This is a genomic window from Frankiales bacterium, from assembly GCA_016125335.1.
Classification (GTDB): Bacteria; Actinomycetota; Actinomycetes; order S36-B12; family CAIYMF01; genus Longivirga.
Map to the genome: position 1 here is coordinate 42335 of WGLY01000032.1, position 24372 is coordinate 66706.

General features: G+C 69.5%; 20 protein-coding genes. 14 read left to right on the forward strand and 6 right to left on the reverse strand.

Annotated elements, in window-relative coordinates; genetic code table 11:
- The first annotated feature begins 92 nt into the window (after positions 1-92).
- From GC157_16180 to GC157_16195, 4 genes are read left to right on the forward strand one after another with little or no spacing between them, the layout of a single operon-like run.
- Positions 93-302: a hypothetical protein gene (locus GC157_16180; protein ID MBI1378997.1), complete on the forward strand. Its 210-nt coding sequence runs from the start codon at positions 93-95 to the stop codon at positions 300-302.
- Positions 263-1105, forward strand: a complete 843-nt coding sequence (locus tag GC157_16185; GenBank protein MBI1378998.1) for a methyltransferase domain-containing protein — start codon at positions 263-265, stop codon at positions 1103-1105. Before GC157_16180 ends, GC157_16185 begins: the two co-directional genes overlap by 40 nt.
- Complete coding sequence (locus GC157_16190; protein MBI1378999.1) at positions 1102-1767, forward strand: sigma-70 family RNA polymerase sigma factor; 666 nt, start codon at positions 1102-1104, stop codon at positions 1765-1767. The genes GC157_16185 and GC157_16190 overlap by 4 nt, the downstream gene beginning before the upstream one ends.
- Positions 1764-2048 (forward strand): zf-HC2 domain-containing protein, encoded by a 285-nt coding sequence (locus GC157_16195; GenBank protein MBI1379000.1) that lies wholly within the window; start codon positions 1764-1766, stop codon positions 2046-2048. The genes GC157_16190 and GC157_16195 overlap by 4 nt, the downstream gene beginning before the upstream one ends.
- Before the next feature lie 2 nt (positions 2049-2050).
- Here GC157_16195 and GC157_16200 read toward each other — a convergent pair whose 3' ends face one another.
- From GC157_16200 to GC157_16215, 4 genes are read right to left on the reverse strand one after another with little or no spacing between them, the layout of a single operon-like run.
- Complete coding sequence (locus GC157_16200; GenBank protein ID MBI1379001.1) at positions 2051-3130, reverse strand: ATP-binding cassette domain-containing protein; 1080 nt, start codon at positions 3128-3130, stop codon at positions 2051-2053.
- Positions 3127-3945 (reverse strand): ABC transporter permease subunit, encoded by an 819-nt coding sequence (locus tag GC157_16205; GenBank protein MBI1379002.1) that lies wholly within the window; start codon positions 3943-3945, stop codon positions 3127-3129. Before GC157_16205 ends, GC157_16200 begins: the two co-directional genes overlap by 4 nt.
- Positions 3942-4781 (reverse strand): ABC transporter, encoded by an 840-nt coding sequence (locus GC157_16210; protein MBI1379003.1) that lies wholly within the window; start codon positions 4779-4781, stop codon positions 3942-3944. The genes GC157_16205 and GC157_16210 overlap by 4 nt, the downstream gene beginning before the upstream one ends.
- Positions 4778-6052, reverse strand: coding sequence for an ABC transporter substrate-binding protein (locus GC157_16215; GenBank protein ID MBI1379004.1), 1275 nt, complete (start codon positions 6050-6052; stop codon positions 4778-4780). The genes GC157_16210 and GC157_16215 overlap by 4 nt, the downstream gene beginning before the upstream one ends.
- Positions 6053-6156: 104 nt before the next feature.
- Between GC157_16215 and GC157_16220 the strand changes: the two genes are divergently transcribed.
- Positions 6157-6771, forward strand: a complete 615-nt coding sequence (locus GC157_16220) for a CDP-alcohol phosphatidyltransferase family protein (protein MBI1379005.1) — start codon at positions 6157-6159, stop codon at positions 6769-6771.
- Here the strand turns inward: GC157_16220 and GC157_16225 are convergent.
- The gene (locus GC157_16225) at positions 6741-8195 is read right to left on the reverse strand and encodes a radical SAM domain-containing protein (GenBank protein MBI1379006.1); all 1455 of its coding nucleotides are present in this window, start codon (positions 8193-8195) and stop codon (positions 6741-6743) included. The genes GC157_16220 and GC157_16225 overlap by 31 nt on opposite strands.
- A gap of 129 nt (positions 8196-8324) precedes the next feature.
- Here GC157_16225 and GC157_16230 point away from each other — a divergent pair, with 129 nt between their 5' ends.
- Together GC157_16230 and GC157_16235 are read left to right on the forward strand one after the other, a co-directional pair.
- Entirely contained in the window at positions 8325-8606 is a 282-nt protein-coding gene (locus GC157_16230; protein MBI1379007.1) for a hypothetical protein, read from the forward strand.
- 121 nt (positions 8607-8727) lie between these two features.
- Entirely contained in the window at positions 8728-9042 is a 315-nt protein-coding gene (locus GC157_16235; GenBank protein ID MBI1379008.1) for a thioredoxin family protein, read from the forward strand.
- A gap of 198 nt (positions 9043-9240) precedes the next feature.
- Here GC157_16235 and GC157_16240 read toward each other — a convergent pair whose 3' ends face one another.
- Entirely contained in the window at positions 9241-9594 is a 354-nt protein-coding gene (locus GC157_16240) for a hypothetical protein (protein MBI1379009.1), read from the reverse strand.
- A gap of 414 nt (positions 9595-10008) precedes the next feature.
- On the opposite strand from GC157_16240, the gene GC157_16245 reads away from it, so the two are divergent.
- The 7 genes from GC157_16245 (at position 10009) to GC157_16275 (ending at position 24155) form a co-directional block, all read left to right on the forward strand.
- On the forward strand, positions 10009-13179 hold the full coding sequence (locus tag GC157_16245; GenBank protein MBI1379010.1) for a relaxase domain-containing protein: 3171 nt from the start codon (positions 10009-10011) through the stop codon (positions 13177-13179).
- A gap of 68 nt (positions 13180-13247) precedes the next feature.
- Complete coding sequence (locus tag GC157_16250) at positions 13248-13508, forward strand: helix-turn-helix domain-containing protein (protein ID MBI1379011.1); 261 nt, start codon at positions 13248-13250, stop codon at positions 13506-13508.
- 24 nt (positions 13509-13532) lie between these two features.
- Positions 13533-14675: a tyrosine-type recombinase/integrase gene (locus GC157_16255; protein ID MBI1379012.1), complete on the forward strand. Its 1143-nt coding sequence runs from the start codon at positions 13533-13535 to the stop codon at positions 14673-14675.
- A gap of 571 nt (positions 14676-15246) precedes the next feature.
- The gene (locus GC157_16260; protein ID MBI1379013.1) at positions 15247-15597 is read left to right on the forward strand and encodes a helix-turn-helix domain-containing protein; all 351 of its coding nucleotides are present in this window, start codon (positions 15247-15249) and stop codon (positions 15595-15597) included.
- Positions 15598-16666: 1069 nt separating this feature from the next.
- The gene (locus tag GC157_16265) at positions 16667-23356 is read left to right on the forward strand and encodes a hypothetical protein (protein MBI1379014.1); all 6690 of its coding nucleotides are present in this window, start codon (positions 16667-16669) and stop codon (positions 23354-23356) included.
- On the forward strand, positions 23353-23652 hold the full coding sequence (locus GC157_16270; GenBank protein ID MBI1379015.1) for a hypothetical protein: 300 nt from the start codon (positions 23353-23355) through the stop codon (positions 23650-23652). The genes GC157_16265 and GC157_16270 overlap by 4 nt, the downstream gene beginning before the upstream one ends.
- Before the next feature lie 284 nt (positions 23653-23936).
- Entirely contained in the window at positions 23937-24155 is a 219-nt protein-coding gene (locus GC157_16275) for a hypothetical protein (GenBank protein ID MBI1379016.1), read from the forward strand.
- The last annotated feature ends 217 nt before the right edge of the window (positions 24156-24372 follow it).

Below are 24372 nucleotides of genomic sequence, written 5' to 3' on the forward strand. Positions count from 1 at the left end.
CGGGATTGCTTCCCGACCGCGACGCCACCCGTCGGGAAGGAATCGGTCTGCCCGTCGGGTTGCTGCGTCGAGGTCGTCGCTGCGGAGGTGCCATGCCCGAGACCATCCCGTCGTACACGCCCAGCTGGTGCGGCGACATCGAGGACGATGCCGCGGCTGCCGCACCGTTGATGCGAGGCAACGGCGGGAACCGATCAGTGTCGACGGTCGTGCTCCGCGACGCCGAGACGATCACCGAGCGGTCGATCTCTGAGCTGCTCGACTGGTTGCGGCCCGGGGGTGCCAGGTCGGGCGAGCGGTGAGAACTCCCCTCGAACGCTCGGCGGGCTGGGCCGACTACCTCCGCGACTACCACGCTGCACGGCCCGGGATCACCGAAGCGGTGATCACCCGATCGACGCACCCTGACGCCGGAACGCCTTACCAGTGGGTCGTAGCCGCGCTGCCCGTCTCGCCGGGCACGGTGGTCGATCTGGCGTGCGGCAGCGCCCCGCTGCAGCAGCACCTCCCTCCGGGAACCGGTTACGTCGGGCTCGACCTGTCCGAGCCCGAGCTGCGAGCAGGCGTGCGCGTGGGGCGCTCGGCCCTGGCCGTCGCGGATGTCGAACGGCTGCCGCTGACCGACGCGTCCGTCGACGCGGTCACCTGCTCCATGGCGATCATGCTCTTCGACAGGCTCGACCTCGTCCTTGACGAGGTCGCACGCGTGCTGCGTCCCGGAGGCACGTTCGCCACGATCCGCCCAGCGGGTCGACCGTTCGACCTGTCGGACCTTCTCCACGTCCTGCCCCTCGCCGTCGGGCTGGGTCGTCCACCCCAGCTACCTCACCGCTACCGCTCGAGGACAGTGGCCCGCCTGCTGCGGGAGCGCGGCCTCCACCTGGCACGAGACGAGGCGCTGCGCTTCGCCTTTCCGCTCGAGGGCCCGGCCGACGCGCACCTGGCCGTCCAGGCCCTGTACCTCCCGGACGTGCCGCCCGTGCGTCGACGGCGCGCCGCTGACCTGCTGGCGCGGACCGCGGGGGCTGGACGTTCGCTGCCCGTGTCGGTGCGCCGCACGGTCGCGACCCGTGTGGTCGAGTTGGACGCCCGAGGCGATCGATGACCGCCGCCTCGGGCGCCCTTGCACCCTGCCCCCCAGGATCGACCTGGGTCCGTGATCGGGCCCACGGTCCGGGTGTGCGATCGCGGCGTCGCGGGGCCGGGGATACTGGTGCGGTGACCGGCGCGGATCTCACGGGCGATCGTCGGGCCGAGGGCTTCGCCGCCTACGTCGAGCCCGAGATCCCCGTCCTGCTCCGCGTGGCCCGCACGCTGACGGGGTCGGCCGCGGACGCCGACGACCTCGTCCAGGAGACGCTGATCCGAGCCTACCGAGCGCTCGACTCGTTCGACGGCCGGCATCCGCGGGCGTGGCTGCTCACGATCCTGCGGAACACCGCGTCGAATCTGCGCCGCCGGACACGGCCGGACCTGGTCGACGACTGGGACGGACTGGCCAACCCGCGACCGGCGTTCGGCGCCGCGCGACCGGTGGCCGCCGACCAGCCGGTGATCGACAACACGCTCGACACCGACGTCGCTGATGCGCTGCGGGCGCTCGACGAGCGATTTCGCACTGTGCTCGTGCTCATCGACGTGCATGGGCTCACCTACGCGGAGTGCGGTGACGCGCTGGGCATCCCGGTGGGCACCGTGATGTCGAGGTTGAGCCGTGCCCGCGATCGGATGCGGACCACGTTGCGCGCCACCGGGAGGTTCGCATGATGTCGATCCGGCAGGCGCTCGAGTGCCGGCGCACCCGCAAGCGGCTCCAGCGCTTCCTCGACCGCGACCCCTCGGCGCTGCTCACCACCGAGGAGGTCCGCGAGGTCGAGGTGCACTTGCAGGGCTGCGTGCGGTGCCAGGGCCTGGCTGAGGAGTATCGCAGCCTGCACCGCAGCCTGGGTCGGCTCGGCGATGCGCTGACGCCTGACGACGACGCGGTCCGGCGTGCCCAGGAGGCCCTGCGGCGCGCGACCGAGTCGATCGACCGGCCGGAGGCCTGACCTCAGACCGTCATCGGGTGCGCGACGGGCTGCGCCGCGGCGTCCACGACGTGGCGCGCTTCGATCGGGATCGACACCCCGACGACGTCGCCGATCCGGACGGGGTCGGTGGCGGGGACCTCGACGTGCAGGACCTGGGACCCGCAGGCAACCGAGAGTCGGTCCCGTGCGCCTGCCGCGCGTCGTTCCACCACCTGGCCGACGACATCCGCCGCCGCGTCGGTCCGGTCGACGACGCGCAACGATTCGTGGCGCAGCAGCAGCAACCCGGGTCCTTCGGCGCGCCGCGTGTCTGGGGGAAGCCGGAGCCGACCGAGCGACGAGACGTGGTCGCCCCCTGCGACCCGGCCCTCGATCGCGATGAGGCCACCGAGCAGATGATGCACGTGAGCACTGGCGGGGCGGGCGTGCAGGACCGCAGTGGCGGCGTGCTGCAGGAGTCTGCCGTCGTCGAGAACGGCGACCGAGTCCGCGATACGTGCCGCCTCAGCCCGATCATGGGTCACCAGCAGGATGGTGGGGGCCAGCATCGCGCGAAGCTCGAGCAGCAGCTCGTGCAGCTCGTCGGCCAGTGGTCGGTCCAGGGCGCTGAACGGTTCATCGAGCAGCAGGACTCGCGGCTCCCGAGCCAGAGCGCGCGCGAGGGAAACCCGCTGAGCCTGCCCTCCAGACAGAGTCGTGATCGCTCTGTCGCCCATGCCGACGATCCCCACGAGGGCGAGGTAGTCGTTGGCGACTTGTCGCGCGGTGCGACGTGAGCAGCCGCGCATCCGGGCTGCGAAGGCGACGTTGTCCCGCACGTCGAGATGCGCGAGCAGGGCAGGGCGCTGGAACACCATGGCCATGCCACGTCGCTCGGATGCCAGGCACGTGATGGTGCTGCCGTCGAGCAGGACCTCTCCGTCGTCGGGATGTTCCAGGCCTGCCACGATCCGCAGCAGCGTCGTCTTCCCCGATCCCGACGGGCCGATCAGTGCGGTGCACTCGCCCGCGGGCACGGTCAGCTCGACAGCGTCGAGCGCGGGGGTCGGTGTCCCCGTGTACCACCGGGTCACGTTGCTGATCCGAAGTTCGCCGGTCATGGCACGAGAGCCGGTTCGACCACGCGGGTATCGGCGCGAGCGGGGCTGTGGATCATCGTCGGACGGAGCAGGGCTAGAGCCAGGAGGAGCGGCGGCAGCGCGGCCAGCATCGACACGACGGCCACGACGTGCTCGTTGCCCGTCCCAGAGGCGGCACCCGCCACGAGCAGCGGCAAGGTCACGACGGTGCCCCCACCCACGACCACGGTGACGATGTAGTCGCTGCTGGCGATCAGGAAGGCCAGGAATGCGGCGAGCGCCAGTGGCCGTCGCAGTGCGGGCGTACGGACTGCCCGGACCACCACGGAGGTGGTGGCCCCGAGCAACCGCGCCTGCTCCTCCACGGACCAGTCGTACTCCTGCAGCGCACCTCGCACGGCGAGGAAGGTGTAGGGCAGGGCCAGTCCTGCCAGCAGCAGAGCCACACCGGCGAGGCTGGGCACACGCAGGCGCAGCAGCACGGGCGTGGCCCCCAGCGCCAGCGCCAGCGGCGGGACCGCGACGGGTGACAGGAGCGCCACCTGGGCGACCCGCAGCAGTCGCGGTGGCAGAGCGCGCACCGCGAGTGCTGCGCTCGCTCCCGCCGGTACCGCCAGCGCGACCGTAAGAAGGCCCAGCGCGACCGAGGCACCGGTGGCCGCGACGAGTGCGCCGCGGTCGGCGGCCGCTCCGAGGCCCCACTGCTGGGGTAGCGGGGCCGGGTAGCTCCACCGGGTGGCGACCGACCACAGCGCAAGCGGGACAAGCGGGACGACATACCAGACGGCGAGCGTTGCTTGGAGAGCCCTCGAGCGGGTGGACGGCGGCCTGGTCATGGCGTCGTCCGTGCGGGGGAACGCAGCAGCGAGAGTCCCGCGAGCGTGGCCCCGAGGCACGCGGTCACCAGCACGGACGTCGCGGCGAACGCCTCGGGACGAGCCGCAAAATCAGTCGAGGTGAACAGTCGATAGGCCGTCTCCGGCAGGGTCTCGGGAAGGGCCGGTCCGAGCAACCAGGCAACCTCGTACGAGCCGAGCGCGTAGGTGAAGGCCACGGTGGATGCGACGACGAGCGCGGTTCGCGATGCCGGCAGGGACACTGCGAGCCAGCGTCGTCGCGCGCCCGCGCCGAGGACGGCCAACGCGTCCTCGCGCTCCTCGAGGTCGGCGGGCAACGCCGCGAGCACGACGAGCGCGATGAACGCCGACTCCTTCCAGGCGAGCTCCAGGACGACGGCCGCATACCAGTGACCGCCGACCCACGGCGGGAAGGATCCGGGCGCGGCATGCACGATGCGGGCCAGGAACCCCGAGTCCGAGAGGAGCAGTGCGAATGCCACCGCCCCCACGAGGTGCGGCAGCGGCACGGTGGCCGCGGCCAGCGTCGCGACCACACGTCCGGTACGCCGTCCCGCTCGGACGGCCGCCACGGTCAGCAACCCGGTCGTGATCGCGAGACAGGTGGCGGCGCTGGCGACGACCAGCCCGACGCCTAGGGACGACACGACGGGCTCGTCCCCGAGCAGGGCCCGGTACGCATCGAGGGACAGTCGCCCATCGCCGGTGAGCGAGTCGGCGCCGAGACTCTGCAGAAGGCCGCTGGCCAGGGCGACGCCGAGCACGGCCAGCAGGGCACCTGCCGGCGCAAGCAGCAGCCAACCGGACCGGCTCATGCTCCACCGGCGAGCACATGACGGCGCCACCCGTCGTCGAGGACCGGTACCCACGTCGCCGCTAGCTCGGGGTTGGCGTTTCGGGAGAGCTCGACGTACGGCGGCACTACGGCGGAGGCGGGCAGGGCCGTGAAGGCGGCCCGGTCGCCGGGGGTGAGCCGCGACTGGTCCAGGACGGTGAACTGGCCCCACACCGAGGGCTGGGCGGCAGCCAGTTGCTGGGCAGGGGAGAGGGCGAGGTCGGCCACGACTTCGGCGGCTGCCTGGTGTCCTGAGGTGCTGGGGATGGCCAAGAAGTTGGCGTTGCCCACGGTCCCCTCGTCGAGGGGTAGCACCCGGGTTGTGCGCGGGAAGGTCCCGCGGTCGACCAAGCCGGTGAGCGTGGCCGGCCCGTACGTCATCGTGAAGTCGACCTGGCCGCCAGCAAAGAGCTGGTCCAGGGCCATGGAGTCCTTGGGGTAAGTCGCGCCCTGACGCCATAACGAGGGGGCGAGCCCCGACAGCGCCGACCACAACGCGTCTGCCTCGCTGGTGGCCTTCGAACCGTCAGGGGATGCGGGCACGGAGCGGTAGCCGCCAGCGGTCGCGTAGAGCGCCTCACGCACGAACACCGACCCGGTGAAGTCCGGTGGTGCGGGGTAGGTGAATCGGCCGGGGTGCGCCTTCGCCCAAGCGAGCAGGCCGAGCAGGCTGCGAGGCGGGTCGCTGACCCGCGCAGAGTCGTAGACGAAGGTGAACTGCGCCTTGTGCCACGGCGCTTCGCACCCGTCGACCGGTGTCCCGAAGTCATGTGTGATCAGCGGGTCGTTCGGATCGACGTACGTCATGCTCGGCAGCTGCGAGGTCCACCCGCACGCCCACAGGCCGGCCTGCCGCCCGGTGCTGAAGTTGTCCCCGTTGACCCACACCAGGTCCACCGACCCGTCCGTGACTCCCGCCTGCTTCTCGGCCGCGATGCGGTCGATAGCGTCCTTGGTGTCCGTGATGGGGACGCGCTTGAGCGTGACGCCGAGGGCGGCCGCGGCGGGAGCCAGCACGTCGTCGACGTACGCGTTGCCCTGCGGATCCCCACTCCACATCCACAGCGACACCGACTGCCCACGTGCTGCTGCCAGGGTATGAGCCCAGGTGCCGGCCGCAGGTGATGACGTCGCACCGCCGGTTCCCGCTACCGCAGCGGAACATGCGCTGAGAAGCAGGACGGACGAGGCCAGCAGGGCCAGGCGTGATCGGGGCACAAGGGGTCGCCACACACGTCGTGCCGACGTCATCGGTCCTCCTCGTGACGGTCTGCGTTCGCCCCGGGAACACAGCGAGCCTCCCGAAGCCTTCCCAGCGCGCGGGCTGACTGGCACCGACGACAGGAGGTGATCGGATGATCGACGCAGCGTTGCGTCCCCGGCTGGCAGGCGGCGTGGACCGGCTCGCCCGAGCTATCGACCGCCCGGTGGCGACACCGGCACGGCTCACCCTGCTCGGCCTCGCGCTCGGTCTCGGCGGCGCCGTCGCTGCCGCGGGCCGATGGTGGTGGGCGGCGGCGCTGCTCTGGATCGCGTCGCGCGTCGCCGACGGCCTGGACGGAGCATTGGCGCGGCGACGGACGCCGGGGCCGTCGTCAGCGGGTGGCTTCCTCGACATCTCGGTCGACTTCGTCGTCTACGGCGCTTTCGTCGTCGGGGTGGCAGTCGGGGCGAGCGAGCAGATGCTGCCCTTCCTGCTGGTGCTGTTCGCCTACTACGTCAACGGATCGGCCTTCCTGGCCTTCTCGGCGGCGGCCGAGCGCAGCTCGGCCCGCATCGATGACGGTCGCTCGTTGTCGTTCCTCGGAGGTCTGGCCGAAGGCACCGAGACGGTCCTCGTGCACACCCTGTGGTGCCTGATCCCCTGGTGGGCGGCGCAGGTGGCCTGGGTGTGGGCCGCCTTCGTCCTGCTCAGCGGAGCTCAGCGCATCGTGGTCGGCTACCGGGCCTTGTCCGCCGCGGCGCGGTGACCGATAGAGGAGCCTCCGTCTGACCGTTGCCGGACCTCGACGATCGGCAGCAGCACCCGAAGCTCGCGGTTCTCGTCGGGGTCGTAGACGCTGTGCTGGGCGCAGGCGGGGACGAGCAGGTCGGCCTCAGGGTGAGACATCGTGTACACGCAGGCCTGCAGCCGCTCCTGGACCGCCCGCACCTCCGGATCCTCGCTCACGATTCCGTCCTGGAGCATCGCCCACGCCGGTGCCACCTGCGCGGCGTCCATGAACGAATGCATGACGAAGGTCATCAGGCGCGTGCCCGCGAGCATCTTGCGGGGGCCACCTGCTCTGCCGATCAGTCGCCAGCCGTGCTCGATGCCGAGCCATGCGGCGTGAGGATGCCGAGCGGCGACCTGAAGCGCTCGCGCGGCAGCAACCCAGAGTGGAACTCCGCCGAGCGGCACGGCAGTGAAGTGCTCGAGGAACGCGTCCCGGACTCGAACGTCTCGAGGGTCGACGTCGTCGAAGAACGGTATCCACTTCTCGCCCACCAGCACTCCGAACGCGGATCGGTTGCAGCGCGGGTCCCCCATCTGCAACGAGCGCCACGGCAGGCGAGTGCCCGCGCCACGCTCGATCTCGCCCCACACGTCGTCCCCGGTGACGTCGCGGAAACCCTCGCGCCAACGGCGGTCGTCACCGACAAACGCTGCCGGCTGGAACGACAGCATCGAGTAGCCCATCCGCATCACCGAACGCGTGACCCCCTCGACCTCCGCAACATTGCCCGGAGTCACCGTCATGTTGTGGGCCAGGTAGTAGCGCACGCCGTAGTCGCGGCGCAGCCGCTCGAACATCTCCACGAACCGACGCCGATACGGATCGAGATCCTCCTCACGGCGGGGCCTCGGCACGCCTCGGCGTCCTCGCATGAGCGAGTCGAAATGCGCTGCGAACGACAGGCGTGCGAACCGAGGCCGTCCGTCCCCACCCAGGGCCAAACTGCGCAGGTACTCCTCGTCGAAGTCGCCGTGCGTGAAGCTCATCGGCTCACGACCCGCCAGCCGCATCTCCTGCAGCGCAGCAGCATGCGACTCGGCGTCCAGCAGCGACACCTCCCCACCGATGAGCTGAGCGTGCGCGCGGGCTCCTCGCCGGCCGCGCAGATGCGCCATCTGCTCGCGAACCCGTGCGACCGTGTGAGCACCATCGACCGCGACCTTGTTCGCGTCCTCCGAGTGGTAGCACGGCGAGCAGGTCAGATTGCACCGAGGGAACACGCCGTGGGTCCCCTCGCAGCCCACCGCGATCCGGCCCACCATCTGGTTCGCCGTCCTCGCCGACTCAGGGAGTTCGGCCCACCGCCGCGAGTAGATCTGCGCGCGTTCGGTGTCAGTCACCCCCAAGGTTGCGGCCAGCTCCTGGGCGTGCTTGCGCAACGTGCCCCATGTTTGCACCACTCGCACTGTGCCTCCCCATCGCTTGACCTTGGCGCGGGAACACGGTGGGCGTCACGAGGCCTTCCCGTCGCCCGATCTGTGTGCGGGCCCACACATCCCCAGGACTTCAGGCCCTAGCCTGGGTCCATGAAGTTCGTGCTCGCCGCGCTCGTGGTCGCCCCGGTCGCCTACCTCATCTGGGCCTCTTGGCGGGGACGCGTCCAGGTGCGCTGCTGCGGCGTCGACGCGCGATACGACAAGCGGATGGCAGCGGCCTTCGAGGACGAGGAAGACGATGGCGACCAGATCCGCCCGCCGTCGCCGCGTTTGGCGCGATCCGGCAAGGTGTGCGTCACGCCGTCGAACCATCAGGCCCGCGCTTGGAGCGCGCTGCCCGTGCGTGAACCGACGTCGCCACCGCGATCGTAGCTTTGGGAATGCGACCACTCGACACTGCGGAGGCGGCCGGACGAGGCTTCTGGACGCGGGTGCTCGTGATCGACGTATGGTCTGCCCGCCCGGGAGTCGAGAGGTGAGGGCCGTGAACGACTTGGACCTGGTCGTGTTGACGATCGCCGGCTGCCCCCATCTGGCTCCGGCGCTGCACGATCTGCGTGTCGCGCTCGACTCACTCGGCCTGCACGACGAGGACATCCAGGTGTTCGTCGTCGACTCGCCAGATCAGGCCATGGCTCTGGAATTTCGCGGATCGCCGACTTTCGTCGCTGGCGGCGCCGACCTCTTCCCGGAGGAGGGCAAGCCCACCGGTCTCTCCTGCCGCCTGTACCGGACGCCTTCCGGGCTGAAGGGCTCGCCCGGTGCAGAACGGCTAGCCGAACGTCTTGGTGATCGGCACACCGGGTGAGCTATCCGCTGTCTTCCAAGCGGCTGCCGAAAACGGGAAGAACTGCTCGACGCCGAGATAATGCTGGGCGCGCAGGACGCGGACCCTCCCGTTCTGCACGGAGCCGTGGTCGCGGTGTCATGAATGTGGCGCCGAAGCTGCCGCGCGCGAGCAGTGCGAGCCCTACCTCCTGTCTCGCCGGACCGAGCCGAGTGCGGGCTAGAAGACAAGTACCTTGTCGGCCGCGATCGTGCGCTCTGCCAACTCGTCCATGGTCGAGCGAGTCGCCCCTGGCATGAGCATGTCTTCGGAGATCCCGCGCGCGTCCATGCACGTTCCGCAACATAGGACATCTCCTCCGTCGGCTCGTGTCACGACGGTGAGCATGCTGTCGAGCTGGTAGTAGCCATTGGGTGTCTTCTGACCCGCCATTGCGGCGGTCACGCCGTCACCCATGAGGAACACTGTCATCTCGACGCCTTCTCGCTTAGCGAGATTCCCGGCCAACCGGATTGCGTTGTAGGTCGAGTCCAAGCCGTAAGCCGAACCATTCACGATCACGAGCATCTTCATGGGTACTCCAGTGTGCGGCAGGTGAGGCCTCTGACGCTACGGGCTCAGTGGCACCCGAAGCACATTCGAGCGAACGGCCATGCCACGTGATGCGGATGGCGCTCGCACGCGCTCGCGATCCTCCACGGCTCGCGCTCTTCGCCCCGTCAGGGACGGTGAGCCGAATCCATCGAGCACCTCGCGAGGGAAGTGATGCGGCCCCATGATCAGCACTCGTCTTGCACTGGGTGCTCGTCGTGGCCGCGGGCCGGTCCCTCGACGTTCCGACGGGTTCGGAGAGGTTCTGTCCGCCGTCCCGTCGGGTTCGGGATCGTCCGCGCCGGCACGGATTGCGCGCTGATGGGCGTGTAGCGCTCCCGATCTGCACACCTCCCTGGTGAGTGCAGTCGTCGTCGACTGCCTGGGCTGAGGGCGGTGATGGGGGTCGTGATGTCGGTGCATCGGATGTCGGCGTCGGGCGGGTTCCGGTACCTGCTCGCGCACACGGCGTCGGCCGACGTGCCCCGCGGTCAGTTGCCGCTGGTGGAGTACTACGTCGAGTCGGGCAACCCCCCGGGTCGCTGGCTCGGGTCGGGGCTGGAGTGCTTGGGCGATGGCCGCGGGCTCAAGCGCGGGACGCAGGTCACTGAGGCTGCGATGACCGCTGTGTTCGGTATGGCGCGCGATCCCCTCACGGGGCGGGCGTTGGGTCGGGCGTTCCCGACCCGGATGGGCGCGGACGGGGTGGCCCGGCCTGCGGGTGTGGCCGGGTACGACCTGACGTTCACGGCGGTGAAGTCCGTCAGCCTGCTCTGGGCGCTCGGCGACGAAGCGACGCGGGCGGCGGTGCAGGCCGCGCACCACGCCGCCGTCGACCAGGTCATCGACATCCTGGAAGCCCGCGTGGCCGCCACTCGGATCGGGCGTGCGGGCGCGACCCGCGTCGGGGTGCGGGGGATCGTGGCGGCGGCGTTCGACCACCCGGACACCCGCACCGGGGACCCGAACCTGCACACCCACGTCGTTGTCGCCAACAGAGTCCAGGCGGCGGACGGCACGTGGCGGACCCTGGACGGGCAGCTGCTGTTCGCGGCCGGGGTCGCCTTGTCGGAAACGTTCGACGCACTGCTCGCCGACGAGCTGAGCCGGCGTCTTCCGGTGGCGTTCCGGTGGCGGAATCGTGGGGAGTGGGCGACACCGGCGTTTGAGCTCGACGGGTTCCCTGACGAGTTGCTGAAGGCGTTCTCGACGCGGTCGACGGGCATCGCCACGCATCTGTTCCGGGCGACGGAGGCGTTCGTCGCCGAGCACGGACGGCATCCGACGCGGGTGGAGCAGATCCGGCTGCGCCAGACCGCGACCTTGGCCACCCGCCCGCCGAAGGTGGCGCGGTCGTGGGCGGACCTGCTGACCTCTTGGGCGCAGCGCGCCCGCGAGCTCGCCGGCCGGGAGCCGCGGGACCTGGTCGCCGACGCTCTGTCCGGGCAATACGCGCGTCCCTTGCGGCTGCGCGACATCGGCACGGAGTCCCGGCGCATCTTCGCCACTTACGCGGTGACACAGGTGGAGGGTCGGCGCTCGACCTGGAACGCGTGGAATCTCGAGGCCGAGGTCGCCCGCGCGACCAAGCACGTCCCGATGGCCTCACGCGAGGACCGAGCCAAGCTCCACGAGAGCCTGGTCGCGCTGGCACGGGAGCAGTGCGTCGCGATCGACGGACACCCCGACACCCTCGCCCTGACACCCGAGGGGCCGTCCGCCGCCTCAGTCGAGCGCGACGGACCGTCCGTCGCCTCGATCGGGCTCGACGACGGTCCATCCGTCGCCGTGTCCGTCGCCGACGGACACGGTCTCGCGCCGTCCGCCGCCGATGGTCCGGAGCGCGGGGTGTCCGTCGCCTCGTCCGTCGCCGGCACGGCCTTGGACGGCCGCGACTCGGTTGGTCCGTCCGCTGCCGACGGATCGCCGTGGTCCGGGATGTCGCGCCGCTACACCTCCACTCGGATCCTCGAGGCGGAGCGGCTCCTCCTCGACGCGGCGACGACCGGGGTGGGTCCGGCGGTCGAGCCAGAGGACCCGGCGTGGATGGAGGGTGTGACGCTGGGCGCGGACCAGAAGGCGGCGCTGGAGCAGGTGATGCGCTCCGGGCACGGGGTGCAGGTGCTGGTCGGTCCGGCCGGGTCGGGGAAGACCGCGACGCTGAAGGCCCTCGCGGACCTGTGGGGGTCGCAGTGGTGGCACGGGGACTCGGTGATCGGACTCGCCCCGTCGGCGACGGCGGCGCTCGAGCTGCAGCGGTCGTTGGGGATCCGCTGCGAGACGGTGGCCCGCTGGCTCTGGAAGTCCGCCGGCCCGGGAGCTGACGGGTATCTCGATGTCGCCGACCGCGCCGCCTACCTGCCCGGCGGTGCCGGGCGGACCTGGGAGCGGCAGCAGCACGTCGCCGAGATGAAGGACGGCGAACGGTCGATGGCCCTGCACTGGGGGTTCACCGACCCGGCCGACCGGTACCGGATGCGGCCCGGTCAGCTGGTCATCGTCGACGAGGCCACCCTCGCCGGCACCCTCGACCTCGCGACCCTCGCGGACCAGGCCCAGCAGGCCGGAGCGCTGCTGCTTCTGGTCGGGGATCCGGCGCAGTTGTCGGCGGTGCAGGCCGGCGGCGCGTTCGGACTGCTGGCCCGTGTCACCCACGCCGTCGAGCTGACCGGACTGTGGCGGTTCACCCACCCGTGGGAGGCCGACGCCACCCGCGGCCTGCGCCGCGGCGACCCCACCGTCCTCGACACGTATCAGTCGCATGGCCGGATCCTCGATGGTGACCGCGAGGCCATGCTGACCGCCGCCTACGACGCCTGGCGCGCCGACGTGGACGCGGGTCGGGAGTCGCTGCTGATCGCGGCGGACAACGACACCGTCCTCGAGCTCAACACCCGCGCCCGAGCCGACCGAGCCCTCGCCGGCAGAGCGAGCGTCCAGGGGATCGAGCTGCGCGACGGCACCACCGCCGGGGTCGGGGACCGGATCACCACTCGTCTCAACGATCGCCGACTGACCGGCCCGGACGGGGACTTCGTGCGCAACGGCGCGGTCTGGACCGTGGTCGAGATCTGCCCCGACGCTGCCCTGCTCGTCACCCCGATCGCCGACGATCCCGGCCGCGACGGCGAGGTGTGGGAGCTGCCGGGTGACTACGTCGCCGAGCACGTCGAGCTCGGTTACGCCATCACCGCCCACCGCGCCCAGTCCCGGACCGTGGACACCGCGCACGTGATCACCGGACCCGGGATGACCCGCGAGCACCTCTACGTCGGCATGACCCGCGGCCGCGACGCCAACCACGCCTACGTCCCCCTCGAGGGTGTCGGTGCGGGTGACGAGCCGCACCACGTCCTCGACCACGTCAACGCCGGTCAGTCCGCGCTCGACGTGCTGGCGGGGATCCTTGCGACCAGCGGAGCCGAGACCTCCGCCACCGAAGCCCTGAACGGCGCGCGGCCGTGGAATCCACAGCCGACGCTGCCGCCGAGTCGTCCACAGCCCATGGCCATACCTGTGGACTACGTGCCCGTCCTCGATCTCGATGAGCCCGAGCTGTCCCTGTAATTCCGTGGATCACCCGATCCGCGGGTCAGAAGCACGACCGAACACGAGGGAGACCCCGCATGACCCCCATGAGGACCCACCCGTCCGTCCGCATCACGCCCGCAGTCCCCGCCCGGTCGGGTGACCCCGCGTCGGGGGAGACGCGGGTGCTGCTCACCGTGGAGGAGGCCGCTCGCCGGCTGCGGATCGGCCGCACCACCTGCTACCGCCTCGTCGCCACCGGGCAGCTGGCCACGATCACGATCGGGCACCTGCGCCGGGTCCCCGTCGACGCCCTGGCCGCGTTCGTCCGCGACCGCCGCGCCGCCGACGCCATCGACACCCACTAACCACCTCGAGGGAAGGAGCGCTCGATGGGATCACGGGCCGCCAACAACGAGTCCTCGATCCACCAGGACGACACCGGCCGCTGGCACGGCTACGTCTCCATGGGCCTGAAAGAAGGAGGACGCCGCGACCGCCGCCATGTCACCGCCACCAGCCGTCGCGAGGTCGTCGCCAAGGTCCGGGCGCTGGAGACGAAGCGCGACGCCGGCACGGCGCTCGCGGCGGGGACACCGCCGACTGTCGGAGTGTGGATGGGGGAGTACCTGGACAACGTCGCCGCCCGCCGGGTCCGACCCTCCACCCTCGAGCGGTACCGGTCGCTATCGCGGGTCCACATCGTGCCGAGGATCGGGCACCACCGACTCGACCGGCTCCAACCCGAGCACGTCGAACGCCTCTACACCGACATGGCCGCCGCCGGCCTCGCCCCCGCCTCCGTCCTCCAAGCCCACCGACTCCTATCACGCGCCCTGAAGATCGCCATGCAACGAGGACGCATCGCCCGCAACGTCTGCACTCTCGTTGACGCACCCAGCGTCACTCAGCACGAGATCGAACCCCTCTCCGTGGCAGAGGCGCGCGCGATCCTCGAGACCGCCAAGACTCGACGCAACGGGACCAGGTGGGCGATCGCGCTGGCCCTCGGCCTCCGGCAGGGCGAGGCACTGGGGCTGCAATGGCGCGACCTCGACCTCGACGCCCCCACCCTTACCGTCCGTCGCGCCCTGCAACGCCAACGCGGACAGGGCCTCGTCCTCGTCGAGCCCAAGTCACGCGCCGGACGCCGGACGATCACCCTGCCCGAACCCGTCGTCGAGCTGCTCCGAGCGCACCGCGTCGCCCAGAACACCGAACGCCTCCACGCCGGCAGCGAATGGCACGCCCTCGACTACGTCTTCGCCCAACTCACCGGACTCCCACTCGACTCCCGCGCCGACCGCCGCGACTGGGACCAGCTCCTGCAGGACGCCGGGGTGAGGCCAGCGCGGCTGCACGACGCGAGACACACCGCCGCCACCACCCTGTTGCTTATGGGAGTGCCGGCGCGGGTGGTCATGCAGATCCTCGGCCACTCCCAGATCGGGCTCACCCTCGGCACCTACAGCCACGTCGTGCCCGAGCTCGCCACCGACGCCGCCAACAAGATGAGCGCTGCGTACTGGTCCTGACGCTCGCGGCGTCCCACTTTGAGAATTGCAACCAAAATGGCACCACGGCTTGTTCGAAGGCTCTCGCGGAGGCTTGCCCGGGGGCGTGAGAATCAGCGCCCGAAGGAGCGTTTCCGCAGGTCAACGACGAAGGCCCGGTCCGAGGACCGGGCCTTCGCACACGTACGCCGCGTAGGACTTGAACCTACAACCCGCGGATTAAGAGACGGGTCTGCGCCGTTCTTTGTGCTGCCGCCCAATTTCGACCCGTGCTGAAAAGTGTTGGGGGAGAGACGGTTACGTGGATCGTCGTGCTGCTTCGCATCGCCTCAAATTCCATGATCACTGCGCGTCCGAACACAGAATGAACACAGCCCTCCTGGTCGTGGTTACGCACGGTGACGAGGCCTGGGCTTCGGCGAGCAGGTCGTCTCGCGGACCTAGCGATGCTGCTAGCCAGCCGACTCGGGCCCAGATCTGGCCGTTGCGCCGCCGCTATCGAGCCCTTAACGGTATAGGTCACAACCTATACTCCGCTTGAGGGTCGAGCGACGAGACCGGACGGTTGGTCGAGCAGGTGGGTGACGAACGAATGGCAGATGCGCGAGACGAGGTGACCGGGGTTTCGTCGGCGAAGCGGTCCCGGTCCTGGGACGAGGTTCGCGCCCAGCGGCCGCCGCGCGAGGACGCCGTCGCCCAACACAAGGACCGGATGCTCGCCGAGACCCGCACCTATCGGCTGCGCGAGGTCCGCGAGGAGCAGGGGCTCACCCAGGTCGAGCTTGCTGCCCGGATGCATGTCACCCAGCCGTCGGTGTCCGAGTTGGAGCGCGGTGAGCTCGACCGGGCTGGCCTGGCCACCATCAAGGCCTATGTCGAGGCACTCGGTGGCTCGGTAGAGGTGGTCGCCGACTTCGCTGGCCACCGGGTCGTCATCGGCTGACATCCGGCCGCCACCGCGAAGGCGACCGAGCGACTGGTTCGCACAGCCGCAGTCCGTCATCTCGTCCGCCTCCTGGCTTGGGGGGAGGTCCCTCCCGACGGCGGACCGAATGCCGTCCTTCAATTCGTCCGCCGCCAGGCCCAGCGTCGTCTCATGGGTTCGTCTCTCCGTCCGCGCCCGGAACCCGCGCGCGTGCGCGCCGTCCGCCAGGTCCTTGACCAACGTGTAGGTGACCGACGGCGAGGACACTGATGTCCGCCGGCTACCAGGCGGACGGTCACGAGGGCCGCGGTCTCCCGTGCCGTCTGTGTGGCGGTGCGCGTCGTCCACAGCGGCCGGCGGCATGAGCGCCGTCCCACGGGTCGGCGGACGGATGGTCAGCATGTGACGAGTCAGCAAGAAGTCCATCGATGTGCCGACGCGGACTGTCTCGTGGTTCCAGTCCGCACGTTGCGTTGGCAGATCGAAGACCTCACCAGCGCTCTCGCCGACGCCATGGCCTGGCCCGACGATCTCGTGGTGCTCGCGAGCGTGAGAGCGTTCTTGACCTTGCACGACGTGCTTCAAGAGCTCGATGCGTCGCCGATCTCCAGGTGCCACGGGTAGCGCGAATCATCATGACGTGGTTGTCAGCGATAGCCGCCGACCTGCCTGGCGCCACTTGGTCGCGTCAACACAGTCGTCGTGCCCCACGACTACTGGTCGCTCGTGGGACGTAGCCAGCAACAACGCGCGTTGTCATCCGTAGGAGCCAGACGAGTATCGACCGTTCCGCCCGCCGGCTAGGACCTTGCGCGTGTGGCGGCCACGGACCCTGACCGTTGCTCAACCTCGGTTCGAAAGTTGCCTGGCGCCGGTTCGTTGGTTCTCTTGCGGCTAAGGGTCTCTCGCTGGCATTGTCCGTTTCGCATCACTGAGTGCGGCTGGACTGGGCCGTGGTGTCAGACGGGGGTTCGTCGTGCGTGTGTGGCGTGGTGTGACGCGGTCCGCTGCGGCGGCCGTCGCGGTTGTGCTTGTCGTCGCGTTGGGGTCGGCTGCCTTTGCCGACATCCCGCTGTCTCCTGGTGCTGTGTCGACCGTTGCGGGTGATGGCACGTACGCGACGGTGAACGGGACTGGGACCGCGGCGAGTTTCAAGACTCCTGGCGGCTCGGTCTTGGTCTCTGGGGCGCTGTATGTGTCGACGGTGGATTCGATTCGCCGGGTGGATACGTCGTCGTTGGCGGTGACGACGTTGGCGGGTGGGGGGACGTCGTCGGCGTGCGCGGTCGATAGCTCGACGGCGGCGAGTGTCACGTTCGGGGCTGCCTCGGGTCTGGTGTCTGATGGCACCTACCTGTACACGGTGCGCAACTGCAGCGGGACGACCTGGCTGGTACGGCGAACGTCGCTGAGCACGGGTGCGACGACACGGCTGGGGTCGTTCACCATGTCTGGGGGGTCGTCGAAGTCTGATCTGGTGCTGGATGGCTCGGCGCTGTTCGTGGCAGTCGGGGCTTCGATCGTGCGTTGGGATCTGTCGAGCAACACCTCGAGTGTGGTGGCGACGGAGGCGTCGGGGTGGACGTTGGGGTCTGTGGCGGGTACGGCGAGCACGCTGTGGGCTGTGGCCCGCAACGTGTCGACGGGTCTGTCGCGGCTGGAGTCAGTCGACCCGTCTACGGGGACGATCACGTCGGTGAGCGGAACGGGTGCCGCATTCGGGGCTGGCGGCCCGGGGGGTGACGCGATCGCGGACGCCGGCTCGTACGTGTTCGTGAGCTGGGGTGGCACGATCCGCCGTTACGCGAAAGCAGACGGGTCGTTCGTGGATGTGGCAGGCACCGGCGGGTTCGACAGCGGGATCTTCGACGGGACGGGGACGGATGCCTGGTTGGGGTCGGTGACGGCTCTGACCTGGGATGGTGCGGGCCTGTGGGTCTCTGACCGAAACCTGGTCCGCCGGGTCGTGGACGGGACCGCTTTGCCCTCGGAGTTGTCCCCGTTGGCGACGGTGTCGGTAGGGATGCCGCTGGCACAGGTCGTGACGATCACGGGTAACGCCACGAGCGTGGATGTGGATGGCGTGCCGGGCGTGGCGAACTTCAGCAACGCCGTGGGCATGGCGGTGGTGGGCCAGTCGGTGTATGTGGCCGGCCATGGGATCCGCCGATTCAACCTGGTCACCCGCCAGACCGATACGTTCGTCCCCTACGGGACCTCGGGTTGCGGGACCGACGGTCTGACTGGCGGCTCCATGCGCTACCTGTCGTCGATGACCACGGACGATCACTACCTCTATGTGGCGGACACCTGCGGAACGATCAAGCGGGTATCGCTGGCTTCGGGCAGCGAAGGTGCGATCTCGACTGTGCTGTCGCTGACGTCGTCGTGGACGCCGGGGTCACTGGCGATGGGACCCGACGGCTACCTGTACATGGCCGGGAAGTCGCCGACGTCTGGCTCGGGATACGACTTGAACATCTACCGGATCAACCCGCGCACTGGTGTCATGTCGGTATTCGCCACCGAGACCGGGGCAGGCCGGCTGCGGGCCATGACCGCCGATGCGGACGCGCTTTGGCTGATTGTGGAGATGCCCTGTTCGACCAGCCCGTGCACGACCGGTCAAGAGAACAAGTTGGATCGGATCGATCTGGCAACTGCGGCGATCACGACTTTGGTGGCGGACCCCCGTCCGAACGCCACCGGGCATCTCTTCGCCCCCTACTTCACGACGCTCACTTCCGCCGGCCAATACCTCTATTCGACCCATGCCACGACGCTGACTGAGTTCGACAAGACCACGGGCGCCTGGGCGGATGTCGCGGGGGTCTACGCCCCCAGCCAGGGCAACGTCCCCGCCGTCGACGGGTATGGGCCAACCGCGACGCTCGTCCTACCGCAGGCGATGGCCAGTGACGGGCATGACATCTTCTTCCTCGACAACGGCGGCTACCTTCGGGTCGCGGTGCCCGCACCCGTGACCGTGGGCGCGCTGGATCCGAACTCCACCCGTGGCGGCGGCAACCCCGACAGCATGGATTGCCAGTGCCAAAGCGCAGATCCGGTCAACACGGCCACCGGCGAGTGGTGGGAGACGGCCACCGATGTGACCCTGCCGGGTCGCTATCCGGCGCCGTGGACGCGCACATACTCCTCACTGGCCGCCGCCGAGGACTCCCCGCTCGGGTTCGGGTGGGCCGGGTCCCTGCTGGAGTCCCTTTCCGTGCCGGCCAGTGGGTCGGATCCGGTGACGGTGCACACCGAGTCGGGCGCCCAGAGCGTGTTCGACCCGACCGGGACCCTGGCGGTCTACGCGACCACCCCCCGCACCCACGCGACGTTGAGCAAGGACTCCACCACCGGGTCCTGGACCTACACCCGCCGTGGCCGACTGACCGCGACGTTCGACTCCGGCGGGCGGCTGGTGACCCGCACCGACCGCAACGGTGAGACCCTGACCCTCGGCTACAACGCCGCCACCCCGCCCCAGCTGGTGTCGGTCACCACCGCCGACGGTCGCGCGTTGAGCATCACCTACAACACCGCGGGCCGCATCGCCACGGTCACCGGCCCCTCAGCCGCCGGCACACCGGCCCGGACCACCTCCTACGGGTACGACCCGGCCGGGAACCTCACCACCGTCACCGACTCCCGCGGCGGCACCTGGACCTACACCTACGACGCCAACCACCGCATGACCTCGGCCAGCGACCCCACCGGCGCGACCACCACCACCCACTACGACAGCGCCGGGCGGGTCGACTGGCAGCAAGACGCCCGCAGCAAGACCACCACCTTCGACTACACCGACACCACCTCCGGGACCGACCAGCTGCGCACGACCCGAGTCAGCGACCCGACGGGTGTCACCACCGACGACGCCTACACCAACGGCTGGCTGACCAGCCGGACCCTCGCCCCGGGCACCGCCGACGCCGCCACCTGGACCTACGGCTATGACCAGGCCGGGAACCAGACCAGCAGCACCGACCCGACCGGGCGCACCACGACCGCCACCTTCGACGGGCGCGGCAACAGGCTGACCCAGACCGTCTCGTCGGGCGCCACCATGACCGACGGGTCCGTACCCGGCACCACCACCACGACCTGGACCTACAACAGCTTCAACGAGCCGCTCACCCAGATCACCACCGCCGGCGCCTCGACCACCTGGACCTACGACACGCGCGGCAACGTGCTCACCCAGGTCCGCAAACTCACCGCCACGACCAACGCCACCACCACCTGGACCCACACCAACCCTGCCCACCCGGGGGACACCAGCACCGTCACCGACCCGCGAGGCAACACCACCTCCTACACCTACACCGCCGAGGGCTTCACCGCGTCCGTGACCACCCCGGCCGGGCACGTCACCGGCACGAGCGACACCACCGTGACCGCCACCGCCACCTACGACCCCTACGGCGATGTCCTGACCCGGGTCGACCCGCGCGGGCACGTCACCGGCGCCACCCCCGCCGGCTACACCACCACGAACACCTACGACGACGCGGGCCTGCTAAACACCACCACCAGCCCGCTCGGACTAGTCACCACCTACGGCTACGACGCCGACGGACGCCGCACCACCGTCACCAACAACACCGCCGCCACCTGGACCACGCGCTACCTGCCCACCGGCCAGGTCGACACCCTCACCGACCCTCTCGGGCACACCACCACCTACGGCTACGACGACGCCGGACGCTGCACCTCAGTCACCGACCCGACCGGCGCCGTGACCACCACCTCCTACAACAACCACGGCCAGCCCGCCACCACCACACGGCCCGCCGGCAACGTCACCGGGGCCACCCCGACCCAAACCGCGGCCGCCACCACTACCTACGGCTACGACGCCGCCGACCGGCCCACCACCAGCAGCAACCCCGACCCCAACGGCGGCGCCGACCTGGTCACCACCACCACCTACGACGCGGCCGGGCGAGCGTGGAAGACCACAGACCCCGCCGGGCTCACCACCACCAGCGGCTACGATTCCACCAACCGGCTGACCTCCCTCACCGACCCCGCCGGCGATCTGACCCGCTACACCTACGACTACGCCGACCGGACCACCTCAAGCGTCGACCCCCGATCCAAGACCACCAGCTACACCTACGACGCCGGCGGGAACCTGACCAAGACCGTCGACCCGCTCACCACGACAACCAGCCCCACCGGTCGCGCCACCACCCAGACCTGGGACAGCGCCGGGCGACTGTGGACCGTGACCGACCCACGCGGAAACGCCACCGGAGCGCCCACCGGGTCCTACACCACCACCTACGGCTACGACGCGGCCGGGAACCCCACCACCGTGACCGACGCCCTGGGCCACACCACCACCACCGCATACGACACCGACGGACGCACCACCACGCTGACCAACCCGCTCAGCCACGCCACCAGCTACACCTACGACACCACCGGCAGGCTGGCCACCATCACCGCGCCGGACGGCGGCACCACCACCTACGGCTACGACACCGCCGACCGCCAAACCAGCATCACCGCCCCCGAAGGCGGCATTTGGTCCACCGGCTACGACAACGCGGGCCGAGTCATCAGCCAGACCGACCCCGCCACCACCACCCGCACCTACACCTACACCCCCGACGGGGCACTGGCCACCATCACCAGCGCCCGCGGCACCACCACCCGCACCTACGACACCCTCGACCGCCTCACAGCCCAGACCTACACCGACACCACACCCACCATCGGCTACACCTACGACCGCGACAGCCGCCGCGCCACCCTCACCGACGCCGAAGGCACCCTCACCTACGCCTACGACAACGCCTCACGCACCACGTCCATCACCCGCACCCCCACCACCGGACCCGCCACCAACTGGGCCTACACCTACGACACCGCCGGGAACGTCCTCACCCGCACCCGCCCCGACACCAGCGTCGAAACCTGGACCTACGACAACGCCGGACAACCCACCAAGGTCGTCGCCCCCACCGGCACCACCACCTTCACCTACGACGACGCCGGAAACACCACCGCCACAGCACTCCCCAACACCACGACCGAAACCCGCACCTGGGACGCCACCAACGCCCTCACCAGCATCACCACCACCGCAGGCTCCACCGTCCTGACCAGCCAGACCGTCACCCGCGACAACAACCGCCAACCCACCACCACCGTCGTCACCCGCAACGGCACCAGCGAGACCCGCACGTACCTCTACGACCCCAACGAACGACTCACCGACGTCTGCTACACCACCACCTGCACCCCCAGCACCGCCGACCAACACTGGACCTACGACCTCGACGGCAACCCCCTCACCCAACGCGACGGCGCCGCACCCGGCACCACCACCACGCGCACCTACGACACCAGCGACCGCATCACCAGCACCCAAACCGGCACCGCCGCAGCCACCACCCCTACCTACGACGCCGACGGCAACCTCACCAACGACAGCACCGGACACGCCTACACCTACCGGCTCGACGGACTCACCGCGACCAGCACCACCCCCGCCACAACCACCAGCTACACCTACGACGGCGACGGCAACCGCACCCACGCCCTGGTCACCGCCGGCCCCACCACCGGAACCACGACCAGTTACACGTGGGACACCAACAGCCCACTGACCATCCTCGCCACCATCAGCACCGACCCCGACGGAGCCGGACCCGCGCCCGCATCCACGACCACCCTCCGCTACGACCAGGGCGGCACCGGCACTCCGATCAGCCAGACCACCGACGGCACCAACGCTTGGTACTCCCACGACCCCCTCGCTGGAATCACAGACCTCACCACCCCTGCGGCCGTCATCGGCTCCAGCCAGGACTGGACCCCCTACGGACAGACCCGTGCCCCCATCGGCTCCCCTACCACCCCGACCGGGCCCGCCCCGGCACTCGGCTGGACCGGTGCACTGCCCGACACCGACGGCAGCTACTACCTCAGAGCACGCCAATACCTGCCCAACACCACTCAACTCACTGCACGCGACCCCCTTGGCCTTGTCCCTTCCGCAGGTCCCACCGGGGGATTCGGCAGCCTCTACGGCTACACCAACGCACGCGTCACGCTCCAGACCGACCCCAGCGGCATGTGGCTGTGTGACAACGGCGCAGACTCTGTCGGATGCTCTGTGCTGGCGGGCATCGGCGCGTTCATGTACAACGCCGGCAACGCCGTCGCCCACCCAGTCGACACCTACAACGGATGGGTCGATGCCTGCAACGCAGGCTTCGATCAGTGGAACGGCGCCGGCCTAGAGGGCACTCTCCAATGCATCGACAACCTCAACCCTGCCGCACAACTCCGCGACCAATTCGCTCAGGCCTACGACCTCTACCAACGTGGTTGCACCAACGAAGCCGTCCAAATCGGGAGCCAAGCCGTTGTCGGCAGCGTCGCCTACCTCGCACCGATCGCAAAGATCGGTACCGCTGGGGTCGCCGCAGACACAGCAGTCGATAGCGGGGGCGGTCTCGTGTCCCGCCTGCGCGGCCTAGATTGGGCTGACGACACTGGTTCGGTCCGCATCCCCGGCTCTGGCGGACGACTGACCAACTCCCAGGCGGCTCAGATGGCCGAACGCGTCGGTTACCGCCCGACCAACTACATCTCTCGCGGCGAGAAGGTGTTCACGAACGGGAAGACCTTCATCACCCAGGACACAACGTCACACACGGGCGGGCTCTGGAAGATGGCCAATAGTGTTCAGGAACTCCGCGCCGGAGCTCGGCTTGGAACCTACGACTACGACCTGAACTGGATTGCACCATGACCCGGGCTTCGGACCAGGGAGAAGCGTGGACGCTCGACGTGCCGGGCCTCACTCGTGCGCAAGCCGACGAACTCGTGAGCTTCATCCAGGACAGCGGCATGTCCGATTTCGCGACAGCGGTGGATCCAGCGAACTTCCTGACCCTTCACCTAGATCGCGAAACAGCGGCCTCGCTGCGTCGCGCCATCTCACGAGCGGGCAACACCGATCGCTCGCCTGACTCCGTGGACCTCGCAGGGTTGTCGGAGGTTCTGAGTGACTGGCTCGATCATGTCGCCGATGACTCTGATCGGTGACCGACGTGAGCTGGCTGTGGTGAGTACCTGTCTAGAGCCGCTCGAGGCGCCGGGACGGCTCATCGGCCTGGTTCCGCAGGGTTACACGGCCCGTCGACCTGTTGTCGTCGTCCGAGCAGTGCTCACGGCCCTCGTGGGCCTCGCCCTCCTCCTGGCCGGCATCGGTGTCGTTCAGGCCGCAGCCAAAGAGCTCACCGCACCACCTACGTCACCCGTGTACGCCTACGACGGGGCGGCTCCAGTTGTCCGCGGAACTACGTCCGAGTTTGGTTGGACGAGTAGCGATGCTGCTTCGGATCCAGCGAGTCGAGAACGGCTACACCGCGAGCGTGACGCCCTCGCACGGTGACGATGTCCGGTGGGAAACCTCAGGACCCACCAGCCAGGGCGCGCTTATCGAGGCCCTGACCGAACTTGGGTTCCACCAGCAGGACATCGGCGACGCGTTCTACGAGGCGGACCCGGACTGGCTGCAAAGGCCCCTGCATGAGGACGACTCGTGATTCCTCGAGGTCTGAGGGCTTTCCTTGCCGTCCTACTCGCCGCTGTGTTGGCCGTCCTACTCGGGACGATGGCGTCCTGATGGCGCTCTCTGAATTTCCCCGGTTGTGCTCACCGAAATTCCCCACCTTGCGGCGTCGGTCACTGTAGTGGTTGACGGGTCCCGGTGGTGGTGCGGCGGAGTTGGTCGGCCCGTGCGTGGTGGTCGCGGAGGCGGTA